Origin of the sequence: Sorangium sp. So ce124 (genome assembly GCF_051525235.1) — a bacterium.
GTDB lineage: Bacteria > Myxococcota_A > Polyangia > Polyangiales > Polyangiaceae > Sorangium > Sorangium atrum.
Map to the genome: position 1 here is coordinate 6782049 of NZ_CP150312.1, position 25750 is coordinate 6807798.

24 protein-coding genes are annotated in these 25750 nt (G+C 70.5%); 9 read left to right on the plus strand and 15 right to left on the minus strand.

From position 1 onward, the window contains the following. Positions 1-29 precede the first annotated feature (29 nt). From WMF19_RS25255 to WMF19_RS25320, 14 genes are all read right to left on the minus strand, one after another. Positions 30-4244: a baseplate J/gp47 family protein gene (locus tag WMF19_RS25255; protein ID WP_437901467.1), complete on the minus strand. Its 4215-nt coding sequence runs from the start codon at positions 4242-4244 to the stop codon at positions 30-32. Between the two features lie 15 nt (positions 4245-4259). After that, positions 4260-4694 (minus strand): hypothetical protein, encoded by a 435-nt coding sequence (locus WMF19_RS25260; protein WP_437901468.1) that lies wholly within the window; start codon positions 4692-4694, stop codon positions 4260-4262. A 7-nt stretch (positions 4695-4701) separates the two neighbouring features. Next, complete coding sequence (locus WMF19_RS25265; protein ID WP_437901469.1) at positions 4702-5118, minus strand: GPW/gp25 family protein; 417 nt, start codon at positions 5116-5118, stop codon at positions 4702-4704. Next, a complete protein-coding gene (locus WMF19_RS25270) occupies positions 5108-5296 on the minus strand; it encodes a hypothetical protein (protein ID WP_437901470.1) in 189 nt (62 codons plus the stop codon). Before WMF19_RS25270 ends, WMF19_RS25265 begins: the two co-directional genes overlap by 11 nt. Next, entirely contained in the window at positions 5293-6918 is a 1626-nt protein-coding gene (vgrG, locus tag WMF19_RS25275) for a type VI secretion system tip protein VgrG (RefSeq protein WP_437901471.1), read from the minus strand. Before vgrG ends, WMF19_RS25270 begins: the two co-directional genes overlap by 4 nt. An 8-nt stretch (positions 6919-6926) precedes the next feature. After that, entirely contained in the window at positions 6927-7643 is a 717-nt protein-coding gene (locus WMF19_RS25280; protein WP_437901472.1) for a CIS tube protein, read from the minus strand. Between the two features lie 2 nt (positions 7644-7645). Then, entirely contained in the window at positions 7646-7810 is a 165-nt protein-coding gene (locus WMF19_RS25285; RefSeq protein WP_437901473.1) for a DUF5908 family protein, read from the minus strand. A 2-nt stretch (positions 7811-7812) separates the two neighbouring features. Beyond that, positions 7813-8289: a phage tail protein gene (locus WMF19_RS25290; protein WP_437901474.1), complete on the minus strand. Its 477-nt coding sequence runs from the start codon at positions 8287-8289 to the stop codon at positions 7813-7815. A gap of 63 nt (positions 8290-8352) precedes the next feature. Beyond that, a complete protein-coding gene (locus WMF19_RS25295; protein WP_437901475.1) occupies positions 8353-8802 on the minus strand; it encodes a phage tail protein in 450 nt (149 codons plus the stop codon). Positions 8803-8811: 9 nt separating this feature from the next. Continuing rightward, the gene (locus tag WMF19_RS25300; protein ID WP_437901476.1) at positions 8812-9285 is read right to left on the minus strand and encodes a phage tail protein; all 474 of its coding nucleotides are present in this window, start codon (positions 9283-9285) and stop codon (positions 8812-8814) included. Positions 9286-9288: 3 nt separating this feature from the next. Beyond that, entirely contained in the window at positions 9289-10617 is a 1329-nt protein-coding gene (locus WMF19_RS25305) for a phage tail sheath family protein (RefSeq protein ID WP_437901477.1), read from the minus strand. A 12-nt stretch (positions 10618-10629) separates the two neighbouring features. Beyond that, the gene (locus WMF19_RS25310) at positions 10630-11439 is read right to left on the minus strand and encodes a hypothetical protein (RefSeq protein WP_437901478.1); all 810 of its coding nucleotides are present in this window, start codon (positions 11437-11439) and stop codon (positions 10630-10632) included. Beyond that, positions 11436-12014 carry a DUF4255 domain-containing protein gene (locus WMF19_RS25315; RefSeq protein WP_437901479.1) on the minus strand — a complete coding sequence of 193 codons (579 nt, stop codon included), beginning with the start codon at positions 12012-12014 and terminating at the stop codon, positions 11436-11438. Before WMF19_RS25315 ends, WMF19_RS25310 begins: the two co-directional genes overlap by 4 nt. Positions 12015-12111: 97 nt before the next feature. Further along, entirely contained in the window at positions 12112-12234 is a 123-nt protein-coding gene (locus WMF19_RS25320) for a hypothetical protein (protein ID WP_437901480.1), read from the minus strand. Positions 12235-12350: 116 nt separating this feature from the next. Here WMF19_RS25320 and WMF19_RS25325 point away from each other — a divergent pair, with 116 nt between their 5' ends. The 7 genes from WMF19_RS25325 (at position 12351) to WMF19_RS25355 (ending at position 22032) form a co-directional block, all read left to right on the plus strand. Then, positions 12351-13694 carry an ATP-binding protein gene (locus WMF19_RS25325; protein ID WP_437901481.1) on the plus strand — a complete coding sequence of 448 codons (1344 nt, stop codon included), beginning with the start codon at positions 12351-12353 and terminating at the stop codon, positions 13692-13694. 214 nt (positions 13695-13908) lie between these two features. After that, positions 13909-14631, plus strand: a complete 723-nt coding sequence (locus WMF19_RS25330; protein WP_437901482.1) for a tectonin domain-containing protein — start codon at positions 13909-13911, stop codon at positions 14629-14631. Between the two features lie 123 nt (positions 14632-14754). Then, positions 14755-15183: a hypothetical protein gene (locus WMF19_RS25335; protein ID WP_437901483.1), complete on the plus strand. Its 429-nt coding sequence runs from the start codon at positions 14755-14757 to the stop codon at positions 15181-15183. A gap of 33 nt (positions 15184-15216) precedes the next feature. Continuing rightward, positions 15217-16236 carry a hypothetical protein gene (locus WMF19_RS25340; RefSeq protein WP_437901484.1) on the plus strand — a complete coding sequence of 340 codons (1020 nt, stop codon included), beginning with the start codon at positions 15217-15219 and terminating at the stop codon, positions 16234-16236. Between the two features lie 56 nt (positions 16237-16292). Next, on the plus strand, positions 16293-19850 hold the full coding sequence (locus WMF19_RS25345; RefSeq protein WP_437901485.1) for an nSTAND1 domain-containing NTPase: 3558 nt from the start codon (positions 16293-16295) through the stop codon (positions 19848-19850). 11 nt (positions 19851-19861) lie between these two features. After that, a complete protein-coding gene (locus tag WMF19_RS25350) occupies positions 19862-20596 on the plus strand; it encodes a hypothetical protein (protein ID WP_437901486.1) in 735 nt (244 codons plus the stop codon). Positions 20597-20607: 11 nt separating this feature from the next. After that, positions 20608-22032, plus strand: a complete 1425-nt coding sequence (locus WMF19_RS25355; RefSeq protein ID WP_437901487.1) for a PEGA domain-containing protein — start codon at positions 20608-20610, stop codon at positions 22030-22032. Positions 22033-22248: 216 nt separating this feature from the next. Here WMF19_RS25355 and WMF19_RS25360 read toward each other — a convergent pair whose 3' ends face one another. Next, positions 22249-23214, minus strand: a complete 966-nt coding sequence (locus tag WMF19_RS25360; RefSeq protein ID WP_437901488.1) for a hypothetical protein — start codon at positions 23212-23214, stop codon at positions 22249-22251. An 825-nt stretch (positions 23215-24039) separates the two neighbouring features. Between WMF19_RS25360 and WMF19_RS25365 the strand changes: the two genes are divergently transcribed. Both WMF19_RS25365 and WMF19_RS25370 read left to right on the plus strand, forming a co-directional pair. After that, on the plus strand, positions 24040-24462 hold the full coding sequence (locus WMF19_RS25365) for a hypothetical protein (RefSeq protein ID WP_437901489.1): 423 nt from the start codon (positions 24040-24042) through the stop codon (positions 24460-24462). A gap of 722 nt (positions 24463-25184) precedes the next feature. Beyond that, positions 25185-25652, plus strand: a complete 468-nt coding sequence (locus WMF19_RS25370; RefSeq protein ID WP_437901490.1) for a group II intron maturase-specific domain-containing protein — start codon at positions 25185-25187, stop codon at positions 25650-25652. Positions 25653-25750: the final 98 nt, after the last annotated feature.

Genomic DNA, 25750 nt, shown 5'->3' on the forward strand with positions numbered 1-25750 from the left:
CTCGGGCGCCTGGGCGTGAGCCCAGGCTTTCAGTGGATGAAGAAATCGAGCTCGAGCTTCATGAAGTTGATGCCCGTCATGAGCGCCTCCTCGTACAGACCGTCCCGGAGGATGTCGATCTGGTGCTCCCGAGCCGCGGTGAGGACCGCGTCGGGCCTCGTCGTCCCGACGAAGGCGCCGCTCCCGTCGGCCGGGGGCGGCACGAGCTGGAAACGCTCTCCGTCGTCGCTGCGGAAGAGCTTGATGCCCGCGACGAAGTCCACATAAGGGCGGCGCTCGACGAAATCGACGATGCTGTTGGCGTAGATCCTCCCGCCGATGGCGAGGTCGGCGCCCTCGGCGTAGGCCCACGGGGCGAGGAACCGGTTGAGGTCGTCGTTGAGCCGCCGGGTGTAGTAAGCGTCATCGCCGCCTCCCCGGAAGCGCACGCCGAGGCGGACACGGACGTCCACGTAGTGGGCGTTCACGACCGCGATCGAGGCGGCGGCGGGGGCCCGCGCCGCGAGGTGCTCCCGGATGTCCGCGAGCAGGTTCGTCGGCGCCTTGGGCTTGTAGGGATCGGCCGGCAGCTTGTTCCGGACATCGGGGATGACGACGACCTTCACCGCCCCGGGCTCGCCGAGCGTCGCCGGGACGCACTTGACCCGGTAAATCGCCGGAAACCGATCGAGGACCAGCCGCTCGTAGTCCCACACCGTGAGCGCGCGCTGCTTGTGGCGGAGGCGCTCGCTGACGCGCGTGGCCCAGGTGTCCGCGCCCTCGGCCACCCGGCCCCCGTAGGACGCGTAGGGCTGGCGCACGCCCGCGATCTCCGCGACCGCCGAGCTGAGCTTGGTGATGGTCCCGGCGGGGAGCGGCTCGGCGAAGTGATCCGGCGCGTTGTCGTTGTCGACGAAGGTGGCCGTCACCGCCTGGGTGTGGACCGCGATGGTGTCGCAGAGGCTCCGGGTGTCACGCTCCACGGCGGCGCGGATCCAGTAGAGATCGCCGCGCAGACGGGTGCTGGGCTCCACCGGGTCGAGGGCGAGCTCGACGATCCCGGAGTTGATCAGGCCGCGCGTCGTGTCCGAGATCCGATGTTGCTCCAGCGGGATCCAGCGATCGCCGCTCAGGCAGCTCCAGCGGACGGGCGGCGGCGGCACATCCGGGTTGGCGCTGCCCTCCGCCATCTGGAAGAGGATGGAGACGGTCTGGGGCGGGGCGAGGTCGCGCAGGCCGAGGTAGAGCTCGCCGTCGTTCTCGTACCTGGGCAGGAACGGAAGGCCGGCGCTCGACCGCGCGCTCTCCCCGTCGCAGGCGCCGAAGGGATGGACGTGGAACACCCGATCCGCGCCCGCCGCGCGCGGCGCGCCGTCGAAGCGGAGCTCCAGCGAAGACGCGTAGTCGAGCGTCAGGCTCTTCAGCTTCGGCGTGTAAGGCGGGTTCACCTGGTATTGCGCGGCGTCGACCGCCGCGGGGTTACTGGCGACGGCGACCGACAGGGCGAGCGCCTTGCTCGAGGCCACCACGGGGTAGCTCCCGTGCTGGAAATCCGGGGCGTTCAGCTCCCATTGCAGGTAGCGCCCCGAGGCCGGCAGATCCTCGTCGCTGGAGCCCTCGACGAGCGCCAGGGGGTCGACCGCCGCGGCCGCGGTGAGGGCGGTGGTGACGGCGATCGACGTAGGATCGGAGCTCTTCGCGCCGAAGAGCGGCGCCGCCTTGGCGAGCTCCGTCTCCCCGCGCGGATCGATCAAGCTGACCCTGGCGGTGAACGCGAAGGGGGCAGACGGATAGTTGGCGTAATGGGCCGCGAGGTCCGCCGGCGCCCCCATCCACTGGAAGCTCATGGCCAGGCTGTCGAGCTTCTTGCCGGCGACCTCGCGATGGCCGATGAGGAGGCGCGATCCGACCGCCGGCGCGCTGCCGAACGGCTCGAACGGCTTCGTGGCGTCCAGCGCCGTCTCGTCGCTCTGGAGCTTGATCGCCCTGAGCCCTCGGGCCTCCACCTTGAGGTGCGCGGACACCATCAGGAGCGCGCCGAGCTCCCGGTAGCGGACCACGTACTTCTGGTCTGCCTCGCTCCAGATCGGCCGGAGCATCAACCGCAGGACGGGCCACGGGCCGTCCATCGCGGCGAGCCCCGCAGGCGGCGCCGCGATCGGGTCGGCGCCGGGCGGCAGGGTCAATGTGAATCGAGCGCCGAGGGGGTCGTCCTCGGGCATCGTGCCGGTCAGATCCTTGTACGAGCCGATCTGCACCGCGACGGAAGAGCACTCGATCCAGCCCTTGGCGGTGCTGAGCTGGAAGAGCAGCGGGAGCTCTCCGCCCTTGAGGAAGAGGTCCTCGAGCGGGGCGCGCGCGGACCTGAACCCCAGGGTGAGGGTGATGACGCGCTCGCCTTCGCCGAGCACCAGCAGCGGAGAGCAAAGGGCCCAGCCGAGGACGGGCTGCGGAGCGGGGCCCGCGCTCGAGGAGGGCCGCGCCGCCCCGAAGGTGGCCCACGCGGGCGCTCCCCCCGCGGTGACCGGCGGGCGGATGGACACCGCGGTGGCGTCCTCCGCCGGGAACAGGTTGAACCACTCTTCCCTCTCCGCCGGCGGCTCGCCGAGCCGATTGCGCTCGGCGATCTCCAGGAGGACATAGACCTCCTCCCAGTCGCTCGCCGCCTCGGACGCCTGGAGCTTGGCGAGATCCGGCTTGCCGAGGTACGGCTCGAGGCGGTCCATCGCGGCGGGGTCCTCGTCCGGGCTCGGGGCCTCGCCCAGCACGTACCGGATCAGGTCCACGAGCCGCGCCGGCGGCGTGGCCTCGTGGAGCCGCCGGAGCTCGTCTCTGCGGTCCTGGCGGAGCTTCTCCCGGTGGGCCTCCTCGAGGATCGAAAAGACCTGGTTCCAGTCGTCCTGCGGCGTGTCGAGGACCTCGTCCATGGCGATGCCGAAGCGCTCCGCCGGCACGTAGAAGTACCCCTCGAGCGCGAGGACCTGTCCCCAGTACGCCTCGATGCCGTCCGTGCCGACAGCCGCCTTCGCGTTGTCGGCGAAGGCCGTGACGTCGTCCGGCGACAGCCGGTAGTCGGGGTCGTTCCGCCTCTTTTGCCCGGCGCTCTCGAGGATGCGGTTGATCTCGCCCCACGCGGCGTCGAACCGCCTCTTCAGCTGCATCATCCGCTCGAAGTCGGCGAGCGCGAAGTACAGCGTCCCCTCGATGAACGCCTGGACGTCGCCGCGCGCCCGGTACTCGTAGAGGTCGTCCACGGTGCTCACCTGGGCGAGCGTGCCGTAGGTGAAAGGCCCCACGGCCTCCTGGAGGTTCGCCTCCAGGTCCCGCGAGCTCCGGGCGAGCGTGAACGGCGCGCCCCTCTTCTTCGCGCCGGCGAGCTCCAGCGCGGCGTAGATATCGTCCCACTCGGAGGGCGTCTCCGCGCGCAGCTTCCGCCGGTTCATCAGGTCGCGCAGCGTGGGGGGCGACATGAAGAAGTCGCTGTCCGAGCGCCTCACGAGGTCGCGGAGGCTCGTCAGCTCGGCGAAGTCGACCGGTCGGGACAAGCCGGGATAGGGCGGGAGCGGGTCTCCGACCGCGAGGGCGAACATCGCCTCGCATGCCCGCTGCTTGTCGTTCGCGTGGCGGCTCGAGATCTCGCGGAGCCCCACGCGCCGTCGATCGATGAAGAGGGAGCTGAGCGCTCCGACCTGCGTCCGGTTGACGATGAGATCCCGATCGGTCGCATAGACCCGGGCTCGTCCCAGGCTGTCCGGGCCGGCGTCGAGGCGCGTCCCGGCGGGCAGCAGGACGTCCCGGGCGCGGGAGGCGAGATCGACGATCAGGCTCACCCGATCCGGGGCGGGCGGCCGCCGGGCCATCCGCAGGACCTCGCGATAGTAGAAGTCGAGGTGCCGTCCTGTCAGCGTGTTGAGCTCGGCCCGCGACTTCTCGAGGAGCTGCAGGAACGCGAGGAAGAGGACGAAATGCGGCCGGTAGAGCTCGGGCGCGGCCTCGGGGGTGAACTTCCCGGGATCCCGGAGGAACGCCGCCACGTCCTCGGGCCGGAGCGTCGAGCCGACGAAGTCGCTCCAGTCGCCCTCCGGCGCGCCGCCGGCGCCGTAGTACGTGAGCTCCTTGCCGTAGGCGCGCGCGAACGATAGGAGCTCCGCGGACGTCCGCTCGTCCACCGAGACGTGCCCGGGATCGAGCGCGGCGAGCGCGCGCCCCGCCTGGCTCGTACCGTCGCGCTCCGCGCCCGCAGGCTCTCTCGACGTGCTCGACATGGATGGCTCTGCCTTTCAGGTTCCCTTGAAGATCTTGTTGGTCGTCGTGAACATGCCCTTGCCCTGGTACTTCAGGGTAGCGTCCGGGATCGGCGGCCCCGGCCCCTTCGGCGGCTGCTTCGCCGGGTTCTGGACCTCGAACGTCGCGGTGAACGTGGTCCCTTTCAGGAGGACCGCCTTGTCGCCGGTCTTCGTCTTCTTCGCCTTCTGATCGCTCCCGAGGGCGGTGATCTTCAGCGTCCCCGTGCCCGGGATGGAGTACCCAGGAATCACGTAAGAGCAGTTGGCGACCGAGACCTTGCCCTCGTCGCCTTCGACGCAGAGCTTCTTCCCGTTCAGCGTCGCCGGGCCGCTCCCCTTCAGCTCCCCAGGCCTGGGCGCGACGAGCGCGGGCGTGAAGCTGGGCAGGAAGATCGCCTTGTCGCCCTCGATGAGGATGAATCTACTCATGGCGCGCTCACCACCCGGGGAGGGTCGCCTCCGTGAGGTAGAACGGGAAGACCATGTTGAAGCGCGAGTTCGTACCCCTGATGGTGTAGTTGACCCCGACGAGCACGCAGCCCGGTTGGGTGTCGCTCGCCGCGACGTCGATCCGATCGACCTGGATCCGGGGCTCGTGCTCGAGGATCGCGTCCGTCAGGAGCCGCTCGATCGTGTTGATCAGGCCCTGATCCAGCTCCTCGAACACCAGGCTCGCGAGGTCGCAGCCGAACGTCTCCGCAAGGACCCGCTCGCCCGGCGAGGTCCCCACCAGGATCTGCAGGCTCTGCTGGATGTCGACGGGGCCGGAGACCATCTCCGCGTCAGCGCCGCCGCGGCTGAACGAGGGCGGGAAGGCCCAGCCTCGACCGAGGAAAGAGCTCTCAGGTCGCATCCGGCTCCTCCTGGGCGGGCTTGCCGCCGAGCTGCTGGCTCGCCTGCTGCTGCACCTTGGCGACCAGCGCGTAGACCCTGGCGAACGGGAGCAGCCCCACCCCCTCCAGGATCAGATTCACCTCGTCCACCGTCACCGAGAGGTGGAGCGCCCTCATCTCTTGTTCCGATCGGCTCATTGGATGTCGACCTTCTTGCCGCTGATCGTGACGTTGCCCTTCTCGCTCTTGATCTGGATCCCGTTCTTGCCCATGGTGATCGAGTTCTCGTGCTGGTCGGAGAGGACGATCGATTCGGCGCCGTCGTCGATGAGCAGCTTGTTCTTCTTGGCCGTCTCGATGGACACCGACGCCTTGTTCTTCTCGGGATCGAGGAGCTGTATCGTCGTCCCGAACTTGGTGACGATCCCGCTCGTGTCGTTCTTCTTGCTGGGCTTTCCCATCGTGTCCGGGGGCGCGTTCTTCGACCCGAAGAGGGCCCCCAGGATCACGGGGCGGCGCGGATCGTCGTTGAAGAAGCCCACCACCACCTCGTCCTTGGGCTCCGGCCGGAAGAAGTACCCGCGCTCCTTGCCGGCGTCGGGCGCGGCGAGCCGGGCCCAGACGGCCTTGTCCTGCTTCGCGTCGACCCCGGGGAGGATGACCTTGACCCGGAGCTCCTCGTCGGGATCGTCCTCGAAATCTGCGACGACGCCGATCTGCAGCCCGCTCACCGCGGGCAGGAGCCCGGCCGCCGGCGCCTCGCGGATGTCCTCCTTGCGGGAGAGCTCCTCGGGCGAGAGCCCGAACTGCACGTCGGTCCGCCAGCCCGACGCGTCGACCCGGTGGCGGAGCCCCGTCACCAGCGTCGTGCCGTTGAATCGCTTGCCGACCCCCGCGACCTCCATGACGTCGAGCGGCCTGATGCCGGCGAAGCCCGGCACCGCGATGCGCCCGCGGAGCAGCGCCATCCGGCTCCTCGCCATGCGGGCGTCGGCCCAGGCCTGGAGCTCCTCCGCGGCGACCGGGACCGGGTGGGAGAGCGTGCAGGTGCCGTTGCCGACCGCGTCGCCGAGCTTGCCCCCGTCGAGGTCCCCCTGGGTGGCGCGGACGCTCTTCGCCTTGCTCGCCGGGGTGGGCTTCTGCTCCTTCACGTCCCAGGCGACGCTCTCCACGGCGCGGTACTGGTGCTCGGCGTCGGCCTCGATCTCGACGTCGAAGATCTCGGTGATGCCATAGGCGAAGCGGTGCCTGGGCGCGCCTTCGATCGCCATCTTCCGGAGCGAGACCTTGCCGTCCTCGACGACCACGAGGAGGCCGAGCGCGCCAGCCCGCGCGAGGATGAAGTCCCACGGCGTGGCGTGGTATTGCACCATCTCCGCGTGCTCCGGCCTCGTCTCGGCGATGGTGCCGACCTCGAGCCCCGCCGCCTCGATCAGCTGCTTCGCGATCGCGCCGTCGGTCATCTTCCGGAACACGGCGCTCCGCCGCGCTCCGGTCAGCCTGACCGCGGCGTCCTTGAGCCCGATCACCAGGACGGAGCCGTCGCCGCTCGCCTCCACCCCGTGCCGCACCACCATCCCCTTGAAGACGCGCTGGTCCTCTTCCCCCTCGTACCGGAGCTTGATCTCGATCTTCGCCCCCGGCGCGAAGAAGCCCGTATCGCTGACGGCGAACGCCTGCTGCGCGGCGTCGCCGTCGAGCACGCGCAGCTCCGCTCGGGGGATCCGGTCGACCTCTCGCCGGATGTCGATGGAGAGGAGCTGGTAGGCCGGGTCCATCGGCTTGCCGTCGCTGAGGATGGTGGGAGTCACCGCGGGCATGGCGTCGACTACCCTTCCCCGGCGGTGCCGGCGCCCAGGTCGGCGAGCGGCGGAAAGAAGATCTCCTGGCCGGGGATCAGGCGCCTGAAGTCGTCCAGGCGGTTCCACCGCGCCACGTCCAGGTAGCGGGCGGAAGAGCCGTAGATGTCCTTCGTCAGCAGCGGCAGCGTGTCCCCGCTGCGCACGATCCGGCTGTGGGTCAGATCCGGCGACGTCTTGCCCTCCTCCCTGGCGCGCGCCTTGGCGGCCTTGTCGGAGATCAGCGTCACCTCGATCTCTGCCCGGAGCGGGGTGCCGTCGCGCTCGAACGCGGTGTACTTGATGTCGACCGCGGAGAGGCGACAGGAGAAGATCAGCGATCCCCACTCCACGAGGAGATAATTGGGCTCGTGGATGACCCCGTTGTAACGGAAGGTGACGTCGAGGAACGTCTTCACGCGATCCTTCACGCTCTTCCGCACCGGCGCGGCGATCCCCATCGACTCCACGCCGGTGCCGTCGACCACCAGGGTGAGCGTGAGCTCGCTCGGCTTGCTCCGGCTGTACGAGAGCTGCGGCCCGCTCGAGCCCACCCCCTGCTTGGCCCCCCAGGCGATCGCGTAGCGCTGCGAGAACGACGCCGGGTTGAACATCGCCTCGAACGGCGCCCCGATCGGCTGCCGGCGCCCGACGTCCTTGAACGCCTTGATCTTGAGCTTCTCGAGCTTGAAGAGGTTCAGTCCCACGATCATCTCTCCTTCGACGCCCTGAGGACCCGGAGGACCTCCTTGACAGCCGCCTCCACCACCGCCTCCAGCCCGGCGGCGTCGGGCGCGGCGGCGCGCGCGCCCGGCGCCCCCTCCGGGGGCGCGACGACGGCGCGGATCACCAGCTCCTTGATCTCCACAGCCATGGTCACACCCTCAGGATCTGCATCCGGGCGTAGGCGAGCTCGAGCGTGTCGACGAGCACGCCCTTCGATGCGGCGTCGAGGTCGGAGATCGCCCACCGGACCGGATAGGCCTTGAAGAAGAACCACGCCGACACGGGGACGTACGCGTCGTTGAAGAGGGTGACGACGACGTTCGACGGGGCGAACTTGAAGAGCGACAGGGCGGCCTCGACCTCGAGGTGCAGCGGCGAGCCCACGATCAAGCCGCGCTCGAGGACGAGGTTGCCATACTCGACCCCATCGGGCAGCCGCTGGGTGTAGAGGTTCTGGCCGCCCTCCGCGAGCGGCGTCGTCTTCACCGTCGCCGAGAGCCCGTTCACCCGCTTGAACCGGATGTCGAGCGGGTTCGGCGCCACGCCGCCGACGAGGAAGAAGACGCCGAAGCGGAAGTCGGCGACCAGCTCGCGCTGCGGGAGGAGATCCGGGATGGACGTGATCATGCGCTTTACCTCCAGCCCCGGAGCCCGGGGCGTAGACCGAGGCGGCTGCCGCTCTCGCGAACGTCAGAGCCTGACAACGGAGACCTCCCTGACCTGCAGATCGAGCGCGTCCACGACGACCTCGTTCGTGGCGGCGCTGAAGGTGGGCGCCTTGAGGCTGACGGGGATGGCGACGGCGACCCTCCAGGCGAGCACCGCCGCGCCCGTCGCGTCGCAGAGGCTGACCTCCATGCGCCGGCCGTCCCCCGCCTCCAACCAGTCGAACAGGAACAGCGGATCTGCCCCGAGGACGGCGCCGCGCTTGCAGGTGACAGGCGTGAAACGCCTGGAGTTGAACCTCACCATCACGGGGCTCTCCCGGAAGCTCAGTCCGTGCTCGTACGTCACGTGCTCGCGCTCCACCGCGAGCCCCGAGACCTCGGTGAAGCTCATCGAGGCCTCCCCCACCTTCACGCGGAAGTTGTACGCGGCGAGCGGGTAGCTCGTCCGCTGCATGTCCGTCGACTGGGCCATCGCGCCGCTCTACGCCTCTTCGATCAGGATCGCGTCCGCCATCAGCTCCATGCTCTCGATCGCGGCCTCGTTGGAGGTGGCCGTGAACGTCGGCGCGTCGAGCTTCGTGGGGAAGGCGTTCTGCACCTTCCAGCTGATCACCGCGTCTCCCTTCTCGTCGCAGAGGCGGACGTAGATGTCCTTCTTCTCGACCTGGTTCACCTGGATCGCGCTGATCCAGGCGTAGAGCGTGGCGACGCTGGTCTTCTTGACGACGCCCTTCTTCAGCGTGATCGTCGGCGCGGTGCGCTGCGCCGGCATGTTCATCACCACCGGACCGGGCGACGCCCCGCCGACGGGGCTCTCCTTGTAGGTCGTCGTCTCGCGCTTGATGGTGAGCCCGGAGATCTCCGAGAAGCCGACCGCGGCGCCCGCGATCTCGACTCGGTAGTTGTACGACGGGAGAGGATACGCGGTCATGATATCGCTCTTGGTCAGTGCCATGGCCTATGCCTCCTGCATCTTGTGAGAGAAGCGAAGGACGACGAACTCGGCCGGTCGCACCGCCGCGATCCCGATCTCGACGATCATCCGCCCCTCGAGGATGTCCTGGTTGGTCATCGTCTTGCCCAGGCCCACGTTGACGAAGTAGGCCGCCGCCGGGGAGGCCCCGGCCAGGGCGCCGCGCTCCCAGAGGCCGTAGAGGAAGCTCTCGATCATGCCCTTGACCTTGAGCCAGGTCGTCATGTCGTTGGGCTCGAAGACCGCGAAGGAGGTCGCCTTTCGGGCCGACTCCTCGATCATGATGAAGAGCCGCCGGACCGAGATGTACCGCCACTCGTTGTCGTTGCCGGCCAGGGTCCTCGCCCCCCACACGATCGTCCCCTTGCCGGTGAACGCGCGCACCGCGTTGATCGATTTACCCGCCGTCGGGTCGACGTTGAGGGCGTCCTGGGCGTCGTTGGTGATCTTCAGCACTGGCCCGATGACGGCCGCGACGCTGACGTTGGCGGGCGCCTTCCACACGCCGCGATCCCGGTCGACGCTGGCGTAGATTCCCGCGACCGCCGCGCTCGGCGGGAGGACGACCCGCTCGGCCGCGAGCCTCGCCTTGACCTGCTGGTAGGTCGCCGTCTGGCTCGCCTTGATGGTGTCGAGGGCGATCCCGGACGCCGCGCCCTCGTGGATGGTGACGTCCGCGTCCGCGTACGCGTAGCTCAGGGAGGTCTGGAGGTACGGGTAGTAGGCGGCGCCATAGGCCAGATCGCTCGTCCCGATCCCGTCCCGGAACACGTCGATGTCCTTCTTGCCCGGCTCCGCGTCCTTCTTGACGTCGAAGATCGCGAATCGATCACCCAGCTTTCCGCACTGGGCGAGGGCCGCCTGGCACAGCTCGTGGTAGTCCGCGGGGGCGAGGCTCACGGCGTCGGTCAGGACGATCAGCGTCGGCTCGTCCTCCTTCTCGAGCAGCGAGAGGCCGTCGGCGAGGCTGTCCTTGGCGGGCGGCGACGAGTAGTCTCCGGCGGACACGATATAGCACCTCCCGCCGCCGTTCTTGAAGTAGTGGCTCACGGCGTAGTACAGCAGGAACCCGGGATCGGGGCTCCGCGTCACGCCGGTCACCTGGGACGAGGCGTCCACCGTGACCGTGAAGCTCGCGCGCTTCGGTCCGCCGAAGAGCTGCTCGTACTCGAGCATCGTGCTCACCTGGGCTATCGGCGGGCCCTTCTCGGTATATCCTATGAAGGCGGGGACCGCGGTGGAGACCTCCGCCACAGAGGGCGGCAGGGTCGACACCTCTTCCACGTAGACACCGGGCGTCATATAAGCAGGCATTGTTCCTCGATCTCAGGGGGTTTGAAACGACTGCGCTCGATACTTGATGATCTGAAACAGCAGGTCCTCCTCTGCAGCGCTCTGCATCGACGGATTGGGCAGCGGCCCCGCCACGCGGTCGGGGCCGAGCCGGAGCTCGAGGCTCCTCCTCGGCTCTGCGCGAGCGGCGACGGGCTGGTCGGAGACGAAGCACGCGCAGCGCATCCCGGGATACCGGCGCTCGATCTGCGCCGCGACCGGGTCCGTCGGCTCGAGCGTCACCGCGCTGAAGCGCAGCGCGCCGGCGGCGTCGGGCGAGGCGTCCACCACCGCGAGCTCGCCCGCGGCAGGCGCCAGGTCGGTGACGCAGTAATAGGCCCATCGCGCCTGCCTGGCCGGGAAGCTGACCTGGAAGCGGGCGGGCCGCGGCGCGCTCCCGGGGCGGATCTCGACGACGGCGAGGACGCCCGGCGGGAGCCGCGGCCGCGCCGGGTCGTCGGGGGCGAGCCGCAGCTCGCCGTCGGTCCCCGCGCCGGCGTCCGTGAAGACCGGCGCCGGTCGCCCGCGGAGGCTGGCGAGATCGGTGACGACGTCGAAGTCGCCGCCCCGGACCGCCAGGTAGAAGAGCAGCGCCGCGTCCCCCGGCAGCGGGAGGAACGGCTGTCCCGCGGGGTCGAGCGGAGAGAGGACCCGGACGCCCTGGGGGCTCGATCGCCAATCACAGCGATGATCGCGGAGCAGGCGCGCCGTGGCGTCGCTCGGCTCGATCGACAGGTCCGGACACCGGAGATCGGCGTAGTACGCGTGCCGCAAGAGCACCTCGATGATCGCGGCGTGCTTCACTGGTGGATCCTCAGCACCGGCTCGGTGATCTGCGGCGCCCCGAGGCCGTCCTCGTCCTGGAAGACGACCATCCGGACCTTGTAGAGGAGCGAGGGTTGATACGCGCTCCGGAGCACGCCCCAGAGCTGGTTCAGCTCGGAGAGGGGGAGCGTCAGGAGCTCCATGGTGAGCCGCTCGATCCTGCCGCTCAGCGCCGGCGTGTTCTCGTGGTCGAGGACCCGGCGGCCCTGGAAGAACTGCAGGATCAGCGAGAGGCACCGCAGGCCCTGCTCGTACTCTTTGAAGCGGGCGGCGAAGAGGACATAAGCGTTCATCTGGATCGCCGGCTGGACGCGCTGCGTGGTGCCGTCCGGCAGCGTCACCCGGAATGGGTCGGCCGGTCGGAGCGTGTGATCCTCCTCGAGGTTGACGAGGAGGAGCGTGACGGCTCCGAGCTTGAGCTCGAGGCTGTCCGCCGCCTCGCTGTCGAGGAAGGCGACTGGCCCCTGGTCGGGCACCGGGCCGCGCCAGCCCGCGCTCGCGGTCAGGTGCTCGTTCACCGTGTTCCTGAGCAAGACGAGGAGTTCGCTGATCACGGCTGACGGCTCCTGGAGCCCTGAGCTTGTCCCGCTCCCATGGGCTCTCATCCTCGAAGACTTGGGGTCAGGGCGTCCCCGGCGCGACGCCTGAGCGTCAGGCGGCGTCGAGCGGATCGCCACGATAGAACGGCGCCTCGACCTGCGCGGGCGACGTCATGGGTCCCCCGCCGGCGCCGAGCTCGACACCGGTAGTACCCGCGGCCGGCCGCATTGACAACTTAAGCTATCTTAAGAAACCTCGTATTTGCGGCGTGGCCTGTGCGTCTCGTGCCACCCTTCGCGCAGCGGTTCTGGAGCGAGGAGGAGCGCCGCGGCTCGATCGGTATGGCAAGGATGACCAAGATCGTGGAGAACGCCGCCGACCTCGAGCGGGAGCTATTCTGGTTTCGCAGCGTCCTGGAGGCGCGGGTCAAGATCCATCTCGGCGAGGATGCGACCGAGCGGAGCGTGCTCGACATCGCGCCGCCCGACCTCGGCGGGTCGAGCTCCGAGTACGCCGGCTTCGTGCGGCGCCATCAGCTCTCCTTCGTCGAGCGCCTCGCCCTGGTGCTCGCCCTGGTCCCGCACCTGCGGCCGCAGCTCCTCGACGTCTGCTTCGGCCGCGACGCGGCCGTGGACCGGAGGCTCACCGAGTTCGGCGGCGCCCGGCTCAGCTCCGACGGCGAGCTCCTGCCCACGGCCGAGACGCTGGCGTTCCTCCTCGGCGGTGACGACCTCGCGGTCCGGTTCTCGGTGCAGCTCCTCCTGGATCCAGAGCACCTCTTCGCCAGGCACGATGTCCTCAGGCCCGGGGGCGGCGACGAGGTGACGCCGATGAAGGCTCCCCTCCGGATCTCGGAGGAGCTGCTCTGTCGCTTCACCACCGGCGAGCCGCGGCGGCTCGGCTGCGGGCCCGGCTTCCCCGCCCAGCGGATCGAGACGCGCCTCGGCTGGGAGGACGTGGTGCTGCAGCCCAGCACCCGCAAGCACCTCGAGGAGATCGAGACATGGATCGAGCACGGAGAGACGTTGATGGCGGACTGGGGCATGGCCGGGAAGCTGCGCCCCGGCTACCGCAGCCTCTTCTATGGCCCGCCGGGCACGGGCAAGACGATGACCGCCTGCCTGCTCGGCAAGTCCACCGGCCGTGAGGTCTACAAGGTGGATATCTCCCTGGTGGTGTCGAAGTACCTCGGCGAGACGGAGAAGAACCTCGGCCGGGTCTTCGACCTGGCCGAGCGCAGGGGCTGGATCCTGTTCTTCGACGAGGCCGACGCGCTCTTCGGCAAGCGCAGCGAGACGCGGGACGCGCACGACCGTTACGCCAACCAGCAGGTCTCGTTCCTCCTCCAGCGCATCGAGACCTTCGACGGGCTCGCGGTCCTGGCGTCCAACCTGCGCGACAACCTCGACGACGCCTTTGCGCGGCGGTTCGAGTCGATCATCTACTTTCCGATGCCGCGCGCCGAGGAGCGCGCGCGGCTGTGGCGGCAGGGGCTCTCGCCCAGGGCGAGGCTCGACGGCGCCGTGGACCTGGAGAAGATCGCGCGCGAGCACGCGCTCGCGGGGGGCGCGATCATGAACGTGATCCGCTACGCCTCGCTCCAGGCCTTGAGGGAGGGCGGCCGCCCCCTCACGGTGGAAGACCTCCTGCAGGGCATCCGGAAGGAGTATGCCAAGCAGGGGAAGGCGGGTTGAGCGAACGCCCGCGCGACACGCCCGGCCACGCCGCCGGATCCGAGGCGCATTAAAATAGCTTAAGTTGTCAGCGCGACCGACGGCGGGTACGACCGATATCGAGATGGCACCGACGGAAGGACGATGGCGTCGTCCGCGCGGCCTCGAAGCACCGTCCCATCGGGGCGATCCGCTCGACGGGCCTGGCGCAGAATGGACAAAGGAGACAGAAATCATGCCCCTCACGCTCAGCACGACCATGACTCAGATTTCCGCCGTCTCTTACCCTGTTGGAGGCCGCCCCACTATCTGGGGGGTTGATGGCGCCCAGAACATCTTCCGTTACACCGGAAGCAGCTGGACGCAGATCCCTGGCTCGCTCGTCCAGGTGAGCGCCTCCTCTGATGGGACGGTGTGGGGAGTCAATGCGGCGGGCAACGTGTACAAGTACAACGGAACAAACCCCTGGGTCCAGATGCCCGGCTCGCTGGTTCAGGTGGCCGTTGGGGTCAACAACGGGTCTGGGGTCTGGGGGGTCAATGCTGCAGGCAACGTCTTGCAGTACAATGCGAGCACGAATTCCTGGAGCACGCTCAACGGTGGCGGGATGAAGCAGGTGAGTGCCTTCTGGAACTCACCGGGGCGGAATTGGTATCTGATGGGACTCACTACTTCTGGAAACATGTGCCAGTACAGCTTCGGAACCAACAGCTGGACCTCCCCCATCCCCAACGACCATACCAGTGGAACCCTGGTCCAGGTGGCGTCTGTAGGTTCCATGACGTTCTATAGCCTCGATTCAGCCGGCAATACGTGGATGTATCAGGGCGCACCCACCTGGTGGACCCAACTGGACTTGCTTCCGAAGGCAAAGTCTATCAGTTGCCCTTCCGATTACTCCTTTGCGCTCATCGACACCACCGGAAAAACTATCGTGTATGATTCGCATGGTGGCTGATACCGCAGCCGTCCTTACGACCCGCGCCCTTTCGGGCGAGCACGCGCTCTGACGCCTCTTGAGCTGACAAACCGCGGCGTCGTCCGTTTCATGGCAGGTATGCCCGTGCCAGCGAAAGAACACATGAATCGGGATGAGCCCATCGCGTTCGGCGGCTCGTCGTCGGTGACGGTGGGCGTCTCTTTTTGTATACGGCTCGGCCCCGGCGAACCACCGAGGCGCGCGATACAGGCCTTGCTGCGGTCGGTGGGCAAGGCCCTGTCCGTCCATTTCGAGGGCCGCGCGGCCGCGCGCCTCGACGCCGAGCGCGCCACGGCCTCGGTGACCCTGCGGATCCCCGAACCGGAGGGCAGCATCAAGGTGTGCGAGCTCTCCGTCACCCTGCTCGCCGACGAGCTCACCCAGGACGAAGAGCTCGTGGTCGTCCCACGGATCCGCGCCGAGGTTTACCGTCGGAAGGACGATGTCGACTGGCTCGCCAACGACGCGTCGGCCGACGTCGACCAGCTCGCCGGCGAGATAGAGGACGTCCTCTCGGCCGTCTCGCCCTGACCGCGGCCACGGCGCGCTCGAAGGAGATCCACCGTGAAGATTGACGATGACAGAAACCGCTCACCGTTCCGCCTCGCGATCGCGGCGCTGACCGCGCTCCCGGTCGCGGCCTGCGCGAGCACCGCGACGGTCACGCTCGACAAGGCGATCAAGGACCTCGCGCCGGACTACCGCGCGCGGACGCCGGCGAGCGGCTCCGCGAGCCTCGGACGCCGGCTGCTCGGGGACCAGCCCGAGACCAACGCCTGCTTCGACGGCGACCAGGGCGCCGCGGCGCCGAGCTGGTCGAAGGTGACGCTCCACTACGGGGACGTGCTCGACGGGAAGCTGTCCGGCGACTTCGGCGCTGCCGTCAAGGTCGCCTCCTCGGCCGGCGTGTCGTCGAAGCGGAGCGCGAGCGTCACGCTGACGGACCTCGTGGAGAGCAGGCTCTCGGCGGTGTACCTCGACGCGAGCGGCGCGTGCACCAGCCTGTTCGCCGACACCGGGACCAGCTACGTCAGGGTGCTGACGCGCGCGATCAAGGCGGGGACGCTCGAGGTGGCGGCCGAGGAGGCGGTCGCGGCGACCCTGGCGATCGACGCCTCCTCGCTCGGGGGGACCGCCGTGAGCGCGTCGAGCACGTCGGGCCGGAGGCTCCAGGGGACCTCTCTCTTCTTCGCGGACTACCCCGAGTGCTTCAGCGTGGTTTACCAGAAGAAGGACTGCGCCCGCGCGGCCGTGGGTCCCGGCAACGTCTGCGATCTCGATGCGTGCTCGTTCAACGTCGCGGCGCTCGACACCGGCGGCGCGGCCTGGAAGGGGAAGCTCTCGTGCGAGGGCGGCGCGTCGGTCGATCTCGGCGGCACCCTCGGCGCGTGGGGAAAGGCGCAGAAGACGGCGCCCGGCGTCACCTACAACGTCCGCGTGCTCAAGGGAGCCTTCCTGGGGACGGTGAACATCGACCTCCGCCGCTGGGTGACCCGCTCGGAGTCGCCCGACAAATGCGCGCCCCCCGGGAGCGCGCCACACCCGGGTCGATCGCGAGCCCCGGAGCAACCTTTGGATCCTTAAGAACCAATAAGGTGTTCGCGCCGAATTCATCTGTTACTCGCTCTCGCTGCCCCGCAATGCAGAACCCCTTTCCAGGTCCGCAACCTTACCGCGCTTCCGACCGTGATCGCTTTTACGGGCGAGGCGACTTGGCCTACAGGCTCGAGGGATCCATCCTCGCCAACCGCTGCGTCACCGTCTTCGGGCCGTCCGGCGCGGGCAAGTCGTCCCTGGTGCAGGCGGCGGTCCTCCCCTCGCTCATCGAGAGGCAGGCGATCCGCGTGGCATGGGTCGATGGCTGGCCCGAGGCTCAAGACCCGACGCGCTGGCTCGCGGACGCCGTGTACAGCGCCCTCGGCCTCGGCGAGCGACCGGCCGACACCTCGCCCGCGGAGGCGCTGGTCACGGCAGCGCAGCGCGCCGCGCGGGGGTCGCCGCGGCTCGTGGTCGTGTATCTGGATCAGATCGAGCAGCTGCTCTATGCAGCGCGCCCCGCGGCCGAGGCCGAGGTGTTCTTCGACGCGGTGAGCCGCCTCGCCGAGCTCCCCATCCGCACCCTGCGCCTCGTGCTGTCGCTCCGCGAGGACTACCTCGGCCGCTTCCGCGATCGACTGCGCGAGCACCACCGGATCTTGGATCACGGCTTTCGCGTCGGTCCGCTCACGGTCGCCGAGCTCTGCGAGGCCGTCTGCCAGGCGGCCGCCGCGGGCGAGCCGCCGCAGACGTGGACGCCGGCGGAGATGCGCCCGCTCATGCTCCAGGTGCGCGTGCCCGGCCAGGCCGAGGGCGACGAGGCCGAGGGGCAGGCGGCGTACGCGCAGATCGTGTGCCGCGCGCTCTTCCAGCAGCGCGACCAGGGCGAGGCGGCCGACGCAGCCGAAGCCGAGCCCATCCTGCGCCGGTACCTCGAGGCGACGCTCGCCGACCTCCGCGCGCTGCGCGACGGGGCGCAGCGGCTGCTCGAGGACCACCTGGTGACGGCGGACGGCAGCCGCACGCTGCGCACCGAGAAGGAGCTGCTCCGGGTCCTCCCCGCGGACGAGCTCGGGCCGACGCTGAAGGCGCTCGAAGGCGCGGCCATCCTTCACGCCGCGGAGCACCAGGGGAGCCGGTACTTCGAGATCGGCCACGACTGGCTGGCGCGCAAGGTCTTCGAAGAGCGGCAGCGGCGCCAGCAGGAAGAGGCGCACCGGCGCGAGCGCGCCCTGGCGCAGGCGAGGCTCGCCGAGGAGCGCGCACGGCGGCGCCGCCTCGCCGCCGTCGCCGTGGCGTCGCTCCTGATCGCGGCCTTCGCGGTGTCGCTCGGCTCGGTGGCGTATTCCCAGAAGCTCCGCGCGGACCGCCTGCGCGCCGCGGAGGTCCGGGCCAGGCGCGAGGCCGACCGGCTGCGAGACCTCGCCGAGCGCAAGCGCTCCGAGGCGCACGACGCCAGCATCCTCGCCGGCTTCCGCGAGCTCGCGGTGCGCGCCCGGCTCCCGGTGGCGATGAAGCTCCTGCCCGAGGTGGAGCTGCCCGCGATGCGGCGCGGCTGGATCGAGCTGGCGAGCGACGCCCTCGCCGCGAACGCGCTCCGCACGACCCTTCGCGGGCACGTGGGCGCCCTCTCCGCCGCCGCGTGGAGCCCCGACGGCAAGCGCGTGCTCACGGCCTCGGCCGACGGCACGGCGCGCGTGTGGAGCGCCGACGGCACCGGCCAGGCGGTGGTGCTGAAGGGCCACGGCGGCGCCATCCTCGCGGCCGCCTGGAGCGCCGGAGGCGCGCACGTGCTGACGGGCTCGGAGGACGGGACGGCGCGCGTGTGGAGCCCCGACGGCGCGGGCACGCCGGTGGTGCTCGAGGGGCACGACGGCGGCGTCACGGCGGTGGCCGCGAGCCCCGACGGCGCGCGCGTGCTCACGGCCTCCAGCGACGGCACGGCGCGTGTGTGGAGCGCTGCCGGCACGGGCAAGCCGATCGTGCTCGCCGGCCATGTCGGCCCGATCAACGCGGCCGTGTGGAGCCCCGACGGCGAGCGCGTCATCACCGCCGGGAGCGACCGGACGGCGCGCGTCTGGGAGCTGGGTGGGAAGCGCAGGAGCTTCGTCCTGCGCGGGCACACCGGCGAGGTGGTCTCCGTGGCCGTGAGCCCCGGCGGCACGCGCGTCGTCACCGGCTCACGCGACCGGACGGCGCGCGTCTTCAGGCTCACCGGCGAGAGCGCGCCGGTGGTGCTCGCCGGGCACGAGGACAGCATAAGCCACGTGGCCGTGAGCCCCGACGGGCTGCGCGTGGCCACCGCCTCGGCCGATCGGACCGTGCGCGTGTGGAGCGCCGACGGCGAGGCCGAGCCGGTCGTCCTGACCGGCCACACGCTCGCGGTGAGCTCCGTGTCATGGAGCCCCGACGGCAAGTACATCGCCAGCGCCTCCGCGGACAGGACGGCGCGCCTCTGGCCGGCGGACGGGAGCGGCCCGCCGCTCGTCCTGGTCGGGCACGGCGCGCCGCTCGGCGCCGCGGCGTGGAGCCCCGACGGCACGCGCGTCGTCACCGCCGCGTCCGATCCGCGGGGTCGCTCGCTCGACCGCACGGCGAGGGTGTGGAGCACCGAGCCGCTTCGATCGATGCCGCACCGGCGTCGCAACCTCGGCTTTTTTCATGCGGCGTCCGTCGCCGAAGGCGGCGCGCGCGTCGTCGCGGCCTTCGAGGACCGCACGGTGCGCGTCTTCAGGGTCGACGGCGAGGGCGAGCCCGTGGTGCTCAGGGGCCATGAGGGCTGGATCGCGAGCGCGTCGCTGAGCGGCGACGGCACGCGCGTCGTCACCGCCTCGTTCGACCGGACGGCGCGCGTGTGGAGCGCCGACGGCAAGGGCGATCCCGTCGTGCTCAGGGGCCATGAGGCCGAGCTGCGCGCCGCCGTCCTGAGCCCCGACGGCACGCGCGTCGTCACCGCCTCGGACGACGGGACGGCGCGCGTGTGGAGCGCTGACGGCAAGGGCGATCCCGTCGTGCTGCGCGGACACGAGGACTGGCTCACCTCCGCGGCCTGGAGCCCCGACGGCACGCGCGTCCTGACCACGTCGCTCGACCGGACGGCGCGCGTGTGGAGCGCCGACGGCAAGGGCGATCCCATCGTGCTCGAGGGCCACGACGGCGAAGTCTACGCCGGCGCGTGGAGCTTCGACGGCAAGCGCGTCGTCACCGCCTCGGAGGACGGGACGGCGCGCGTGTGGAGCGCTGACGGCGAGGGCGATCCCGTCGTGCTGCGCGGGCACGAGGGCGCGGTCACGGGCGCGCTCTTCAGCCCCGACGGCAGGCGCGTGGCCACCTCGTCGGCCGACGGCACCGTCCGCCTCTGGAGCGCGGACCGCTCGAGCGCGCCCATCGTGCTCGGGGCGCGGACGCCGATCATCGCCATGACCTTCCTCGACGGAGGGCAACGGCTCATGGCCGTGGCCATGGACAACGGCATCCACACCTGGATGACCGACGTGGACACGCTGAGGCAGCGGCTGCTCGCCGCGCACACCGATTGCCTGACGCCGGACGTGCGCGTCACCTACCTTGGCGAGCCCGCGTCCGTCGCCCGCAATCAGTACACGGCGTGCGAGCGCTCCTACCAGCGCTCGCCGCGCCCCGTGGAGGTACCGAGGCAATGAGAGCTCGCGACATGGCCGCGACCGCGGCGCTGTTATTCCTGTCGACCCTGGGCGCGTGCGGGCAGCCCGGCGTCGACGAGGGCGGAGCCGAGCCGGCGACGTCCGCCGGCGAGGTCGCCGTCGAGACCGGCGCCCCCGCGACGCCGCGATCGGCGGTGCACAGGCTCGGCGGCGGCGAACGCCGGGTGAAGCTGCTCGTCCTGCCCGCCGACGCCGTGGTCGAGGTCGACGGCGTCCCGGTGCGGCGGCGGGACGGCGTCATCGAGCTCTCGGGCAAGGTCGGGCAGACGCACCGGGTGCGCGTCTCCAGGGGAGCACAGCACGGCGAGACGACCGTGACCCTCACGGACGCCGGCGCCTCGCCGCCTTCGCTCGATCTCGCCGCGCTGGCGCGGGCGGCGCGCCGCTCCGGGCGCGGCCTCTTCCCGGCCGCTCCCGCCGAGCCGCCGGCCGCCGAAGCCGTCGACCCCGCCGCGCCGGAGCTCGCCGAGACGCCGGAGCTCGCGCTCGACTCCATGTTGCCCGGTGTCGCCGCCGAGCACGACGTGCTGGCGGGTCCCGTGGCGATGGAGTCGCCGCCCGAATCCGCGCTGGGCGCTGCGCTCGGCGCCGCGCGGCCGAGCGAGGGTCCGGCCTGCGGTTGTCCCCCGGCGGCGCAGGTCATCCCCAGGTGCCCGACCGGCGCGGCGGCGGAGGCGCACGGGAAGCCGCGCAGCGGCGTGCTGGCCGGAGACTCCTTCGAATGAGGGCGCGCGCAATGCCGGGCACGACGCGCCCACGCGCCGCGCGTGGCGGCCTCCTCCTTCTCGCCGCGGTGCTCCTGGCGCCGCCGCCCTTCGGCTCGCTCGCGGCCGCGCAGCCTCGCGCGCCCGGCGAGGCCCGGCGTCGCGAGGACGCGCGCACGCACTTCCAGCGCGGGATCGCGCTGCGCGATCAGGAGCGCTGGGCCGAGGCGCTCGCCGAGTTCCAGACATCGCGCTCGCTGTTGATGACGCTGAACGGGACGACCAACGCCGCCGCGTGTCTCATCCAGCTCGAGCGCTACCTGGAGGCCATCGAGCTGTACGAGAGCGCGCTGCACGAGTTCTCCGAGAGGCTCAAGGGCGAGGACAAGCGCGATATCCTGCTGGTGGTAAAGCTCCTTTACAATGCCGTCGGGGCCATCGGGATCGCGGGCGCCGAGCCGGGCGCGACGGTCCTGCTCGACGGCGTACCGCGCGGCGAGCTCCCGCTCGGCGCGCCCCTGCGCGTACCTCGCGGCCCCCACACCGTCCGCGTGGTCAAGGCGGGGTACCAGCCGTTCGAGCATCGCCTCGACGTGGACGGCGGGGAGACGGTCCAGGTGACGGCACGGCTGATCCGGCTCCAGGAGACGGGCACGCTCCAAATCGCCGAGCCGACGAGGGAGGGGCCGGACGCACGCCGGGTCCGGCCGGCGCGAGGCGCCGGGTCCATCGACGACCGCGAGGAGCGCGGCCCGCGCAGTACGCCCCGCTTGCTCGCCGAGGTGAGCGCCGCGGCGCCGCTCGTGGTGTCGTTCGGCGGAGATACGCCGACGGGGTGCGTGGAGCCCTGCAGCAACCCCCTCGGGTCTGGCGTCAGCTTGATCGCCCACGCAGGGTACGGCATCGACCACCTCTCGTTCGGCGCCTCGGCGGGCTATCTGAGCGTGCAGCAAGCTGTCCGCGGGCGCATCGCGGAGATCGAGGCCGTCAACGGGGCGTCGTACTCGGTGCGCGTCGACGACACGACAGCGATCCGCGGCGCGCTCTTCGGCGCCTGGATCGGGTACTCGTCGGGCGAGCGCCTCCTGCTCCACGCGCGGCTGGGCGCCGGCGGGCTGTTCGGCGCGGTCGCGGGGTCGCGCGCGAGCGCGCGGGCGTCGACGAGCGGCGCGCTGTCGTTCGGCCCGCTCGAGCAGAGCGCGGCGGCGCGCTTCGTGTACGTCGCGCCCGAGGTGCGCGCCGGCGTACGGCTGGCCAGGCGGGTCGAGCTCGCCCTGGGGCTCGAGGTGCCCCTGCTCATCGCCGTGCCGAGGCCGCCGTCGAGCCAGCGGGTGCTCGTCGACACCGCGGCTGGGGTCGATCACGCCGCCTCGGCCTGGTTTCCGGGCGGGCCCCTCACGGCCCCGCTCTTCCCGCTCTTCATGCCTGCCCTGAGCGCCAGATACGATTTCTACTGAGGCCGAGGTGCCTCCGGCGCGCTGCCGCGAGCGGGCGTTTCGGTTGAGCAAGCATGGTCATGGTTCCTTTCGTCGATCGAGTGATGGGAGTCAGGATCCCCCCGGAGCCCGCGCCGCCCTCGAGGAAGACGGTAGGCGGACGCCGCATGCGCGTTACACCGCCTTGCATCGTCCCCTGACCGTGTGAAGACGCTTGCAGAGTAGCCAGTCAGCCAGCTAGCTGATCGACGGTGCGCCGTTGGGCGCTGCGCTGGGCGCCGCCGGTGCCGTCGTGCCCGCCGGCGCAGCGCCGGGCGCCGCCGGCGCCGCCGTGCCACGCGGTGCCACAGCAGGCCCAGTGCCAAGCGGTGCCGGCGCCGCGGCGCCGGACGGCGCGGCGTCCTCCGGCGCAGCGGCGGTGTCGCTGGACGACGCCGCGCGGCCACGGCCCTTGTAGAGCGACGGCGCGATCGTGTCAGCGTCTCCCTCGTCCCACCGCAGGTAGGCGACGGCGCGCCGAGTCTGGTCGTAGGCGTGCACGAGCAGCGCGAACGCGCGCGCCCTCCTGTCCGCGGCCTCGGTCGGCCCGGGCCCTGCGCCGTGCTCTCTCACGCCGAGGGTGGCGAGCAGCTGCGGCCCGATCTCCCCGGCTCGCTTCACCTCCTCCTCGGTCGCCGCCGTCCTGGTCGCGATCTCGGACCAGCTTTCGCTGAACAGCGCGGAGAGCGCGACGAGGTCGTTGGCTGTATCGATGTGCCCTTGTCCCGCGCGGATCTCCGCCACGGTCTCCGCGTCGAGCAGGCCGCGACGGGCGAGCGCCTCGGCGTCGCTCAGCAGGTTCTCGCGGAGGGGGACCGCCTCTGCGAGGAGCGGCTTCAGCGCGCTCTCGGGGTCTCTGCTGGACAGGTACACGAGGTGCGCGTGCCACGCGGCGAGCGCATAGGTCTCGAGCCGGTCGAGCCGCGCGATGTCGTGCTTCTGGAGCTGCTCGGCGATGGCGGGGCGCAACGCGAGGAGGCCAGGCAGCACGCCCAGCACCTGGGAGACCGCGCGGGGGATATCGAGGTTGATGGTGATGAGCCGATCCGGGCTCAGCCCCTCGATCTCGGGGAGAGCCCTGTCGAACGCCGCCGCCGCCTGGGGCGGGGCTGCGGGCTTCTTGGGAGCCGGCATTTTCTTGATGGGAGTCGAAGGCTTGGCCATGAGGGAGCACCTCTCGTTGTGGTCCTTCGCCGGGCGCCGAATGAACATGACGGCCATGCTCCTCGCCCCCCGCGCTGGACCTGATGCGAGCGCCCGGCGTATGCCGGACGTTCCGGCCAGGGATAACTATGCCTCGCAGGCCGTCAACTCTGCCGGCTGAATTCATGAGCGAGGTACCGCCAGATTCGTAATCTTGCGCCATGGCGTTCGCGCCTGCGTCTACCTGGAGCGAAGGCTGTGCCATCTGCGACGAAGGGCATCGACGGCGACCGTGCCCGGTGCGCCGAAGGCAGCGGAGCTAGCCTGGGACGACCGTGCCCGGTGCGCCGAAGGCAGCGGAGCTAGCCTGGGACGACCGTGCCCGGTGCGCCGAAGGCAGCGGAGCTAGCCTGGGACGACCGTGCCCGGTGCGCCGAAGGCAGCGGAGCTAGCCTGGGACGACCGCGGCCGGTCCGCCGAGGGCAGCGGGGCTAGCCTGGGACGACCGTGCCCGGTGCGCCGAAGGCAGCGGAGCTAGCCTGGGACGACCGCGGCCGGTCCGCCGAGGGCAGCGGGGCTAGCCTGGGACGACCGTGTCCGGTGCGCCGAAGGCAGCGGAGCTAGCCTGGGACGACCGCGGCCGGTCCGCCGAGGGCGGCAGAGCGGGTCGCCTGCCACCGCGGGCGGTGTGCAGGGCAGGCGTGCCTCCAACCCCGCGCACCGGGAGGCGCATTTTTACAAACAGCGCCGGAAAGCCCCGCGCAATTTGAGAATATGAGCGCACATCTTTCCCCTGCTGAAGGCACCTCCCGCGACCGCACATGGAATTCCGTTCACGCTGCCGCGATGGGAATTCTCCCCCGCGCGCTTCGGCTCCTGGGGGTCGCCGAGCCCGACATCGACGACGTCTTGCAAGAGATCCTGCTCGCGGCGTACCAGAGCCTGGATCGGTTCGACCCCGCCTGGTCCCCGCCGGAGCGCGAGGCCGGTGCCGCCGGCGAGCCGCCGCGCCTAGACGGCCGGCGCCAGCACAGCAGCCCCCAGGCCCGCTGGGTGCGCGGGATCGCGTGGCGGAAGGTCAGCCACCACCTGGACCGCGCCTACCGCCGCCGCGAGGTGCCGGACGGCTTGCACCCCGTGCCGCGTGGCCAGGCCGTCGATCCCGCGCCGAGCAGCGACCAGCGCGTCGCGGAGCGAGAGCGGCTGGAGCTCGCGATCGGCGTGCTGAGCACGGCGTCGCCCTCGGCAGCAAGTCGGCGGAGGTCGTGACCGCGGACCCAGGCGGCTGCGCTCCGAGCGGCGGCGAGCCCACCGGCGAGTTGCTGCCGGCCGAACCGTCAACGTTCTGCTGCCAGGCATAGGCCCGCGAGAAAACCAGGTGATCATCGCCTCGCGCTCGGCAACAGTTCCACCCGATCCGCGAGCTCTCCGCGCTCCTCGTTGCGGAGGGCCGCGACCAGGGCGCCTGCGAGCGGCGCCGAGCCGACCATCGGCCCGACCGGCTCACGCACCCAGAACGCCATGTCGACCCCGCGAGCGTGCCGCGTCCCTCGGCTCGAAGCCGCTTCATGGCCCGTAGGCCCTGACGTCCGAGGGGCGGCTGCGCCCCAGGGAATGGGTGCGCTGTCAACGAGCATTTGCGACGTGGACCGGACGCATCGATCGGCCCCCCCGTCGATCTCTGGAAGCAAAGCGGGATCGGCCGCGTGACTGTTCGTTCGTCCGCGACGTCCCGGACGCCGTGCGGGTGGTGCCTTGGCGAGCTCGACGCCCTCGCTCACGCCGTCCGGGCGTGACCACGTGAGCGGAATCATCGAAGAGTCCCCATCCGATACGCGGATGACTTCATCATCCTCGTTGCCGCCCCGCCCGGACCGCAGCAGCCTGCGGAGGCCGAGCGAGTCGCGAACGAGGAAAAGGCTGCACTGACCAGCTTCCTGAAAGCCGAGCTTGCAGAGGCAAAGACGCTCGTGACCCCCGTCACGGAGCCGATGAGCTTCCTCGGGCACCACGTCCTCGTCCGACGCCGCCCCGGACATGGCCGGCAGGTGAGCGCGAGCCTCGTCCCAAAGGAGCGCAGCCAGCGCCTCCGGGAGAAGATCAAGCAACTCTTCAAGAAGAGATCTGCTGGCTCTTCGCTGCGGGATCTGCTCCAGAGGCTCAACCCCATCCTGCGGGGTTGGGCGAACTTCTACCGACACGCTGACCATCGACCCGCTCACGCCGGACGATACGGCCGACTATCTGCGTGTACGTCTCGGCCGAGTCGGCTGCACAAAAGAGCTCTTCACCTCGGATGCGATCGCGATGTTGCACGAGGCGGCCGCCGGCAGCCTGCGCGACACCGACCGACTCGCCACGACCGCGCTCCGCGCCTCTGCGCGCAAGAAGCGCAAGCTCGTCGAACGCGACGTCCTGAGCCGCATCCTGCAGCTGGAGCGAGTAGCAGCTTTGCATAGAGCCAGGACGGTCGAGCCGTCGACCGTCACGACCTCGGCTCGGCGCTGCCGGCCGTATCGGTTGATGCCACGTCCGCCTCCCATCCCGCGGCATCAGG

Bases quoted from the DNA above. Each gene is read 5' to 3' on its own strand.
- WMF19_RS25300 (WP_437901476.1), bottom strand. From the start codon at position 9,285: ATGGCACTGACCAAGAGCGATATCATGACCGCGTATCCTCTCCCGTCG.
- WMF19_RS25305 (WP_437901477.1), bottom strand. From the start codon at position 10,617: ATGCCTGCTTATATGACGCCCGGTGTCTACGTGGAAGAGGTGTCGACC.
- WMF19_RS25335 (WP_437901483.1), top strand. From the start codon at position 14,755: ATGAATCGGGATGAGCCCATCGCGTTCGGCGGCTCGTCGTCGGTGACG.
- vgrG (WP_437901471.1), bottom strand. From the start codon at position 6,918: ATGCCCGCGGTGACTCCCACCATCCTCAGCGACGGCAAGCCGATGGAC.
- WMF19_RS25360 (WP_437901488.1), bottom strand. From the start codon at position 23,214: ATGGCCAAGCCTTCGACTCCCATCAAGAAAATGCCGGCTCCCAAGAAG.
- WMF19_RS25355 (WP_437901487.1), top strand. From the start codon at position 20,608: ATGCCGGGCACGACGCGCCCACGCGCCGCGCGTGGCGGCCTCCTCCTT.
- WMF19_RS25295 (WP_437901475.1), bottom strand. From the start codon at position 8,802: ATGGCCCAGTCGACGGACATGCAGCGGACGAGCTACCCGCTCGCCGCG.
- WMF19_RS25255 (WP_437901467.1), bottom strand. From the start codon at position 4,244: ATGTCGAGCACGTCGAGAGAGCCTGCGGGCGCGGAGCGCGACGGTACG.
- WMF19_RS25290 (WP_437901474.1), bottom strand. From the start codon at position 8,289: ATGATCACGTCCATCCCGGATCTCCTCCCGCAGCGCGAGCTGGTCGCC.
- WMF19_RS25260 (WP_437901468.1), bottom strand. From the start codon at position 4,694: ATGAGTAGATTCATCCTCATCGAGGGCGACAAGGCGATCTTCCTGCCC.
- WMF19_RS25285 (WP_437901473.1), bottom strand. From the start codon at position 7,810: ATGGCTGTGGAGATCAAGGAGCTGGTGATCCGCGCCGTCGTCGCGCCC.
- WMF19_RS25345 (WP_437901485.1), top strand. From the start codon at position 16,293: ATGCAGAACCCCTTTCCAGGTCCGCAACCTTACCGCGCTTCCGACCGT.
- WMF19_RS25330 (WP_437901482.1), top strand. From the start codon at position 13,909: ATGCCCCTCACGCTCAGCACGACCATGACTCAGATTTCCGCCGTCTCT.
- WMF19_RS25370 (WP_437901490.1), top strand. From the start codon at position 25,185: ATGAGCTTCCTCGGGCACCACGTCCTCGTCCGACGCCGCCCCGGACAT.
- WMF19_RS25270 (WP_437901470.1), bottom strand. From the start codon at position 5,296: ATGAGCCGATCGGAACAAGAGATGAGGGCGCTCCACCTCTCGGTGACG.
- WMF19_RS25325 (WP_437901481.1), top strand. From the start codon at position 12,351: ATGACCAAGATCGTGGAGAACGCCGCCGACCTCGAGCGGGAGCTATTC.
- WMF19_RS25365 (WP_437901489.1), top strand. From the start codon at position 24,040: ATGGGAATTCTCCCCCGCGCGCTTCGGCTCCTGGGGGTCGCCGAGCCC.
- WMF19_RS25350 (WP_437901486.1), top strand. From the start codon at position 19,862: ATGGCCGCGACCGCGGCGCTGTTATTCCTGTCGACCCTGGGCGCGTGC.
- WMF19_RS25265 (WP_437901469.1), bottom strand. From the start codon at position 5,118: ATGCGACCTGAGAGCTCTTTCCTCGGTCGAGGCTGGGCCTTCCCGCCC.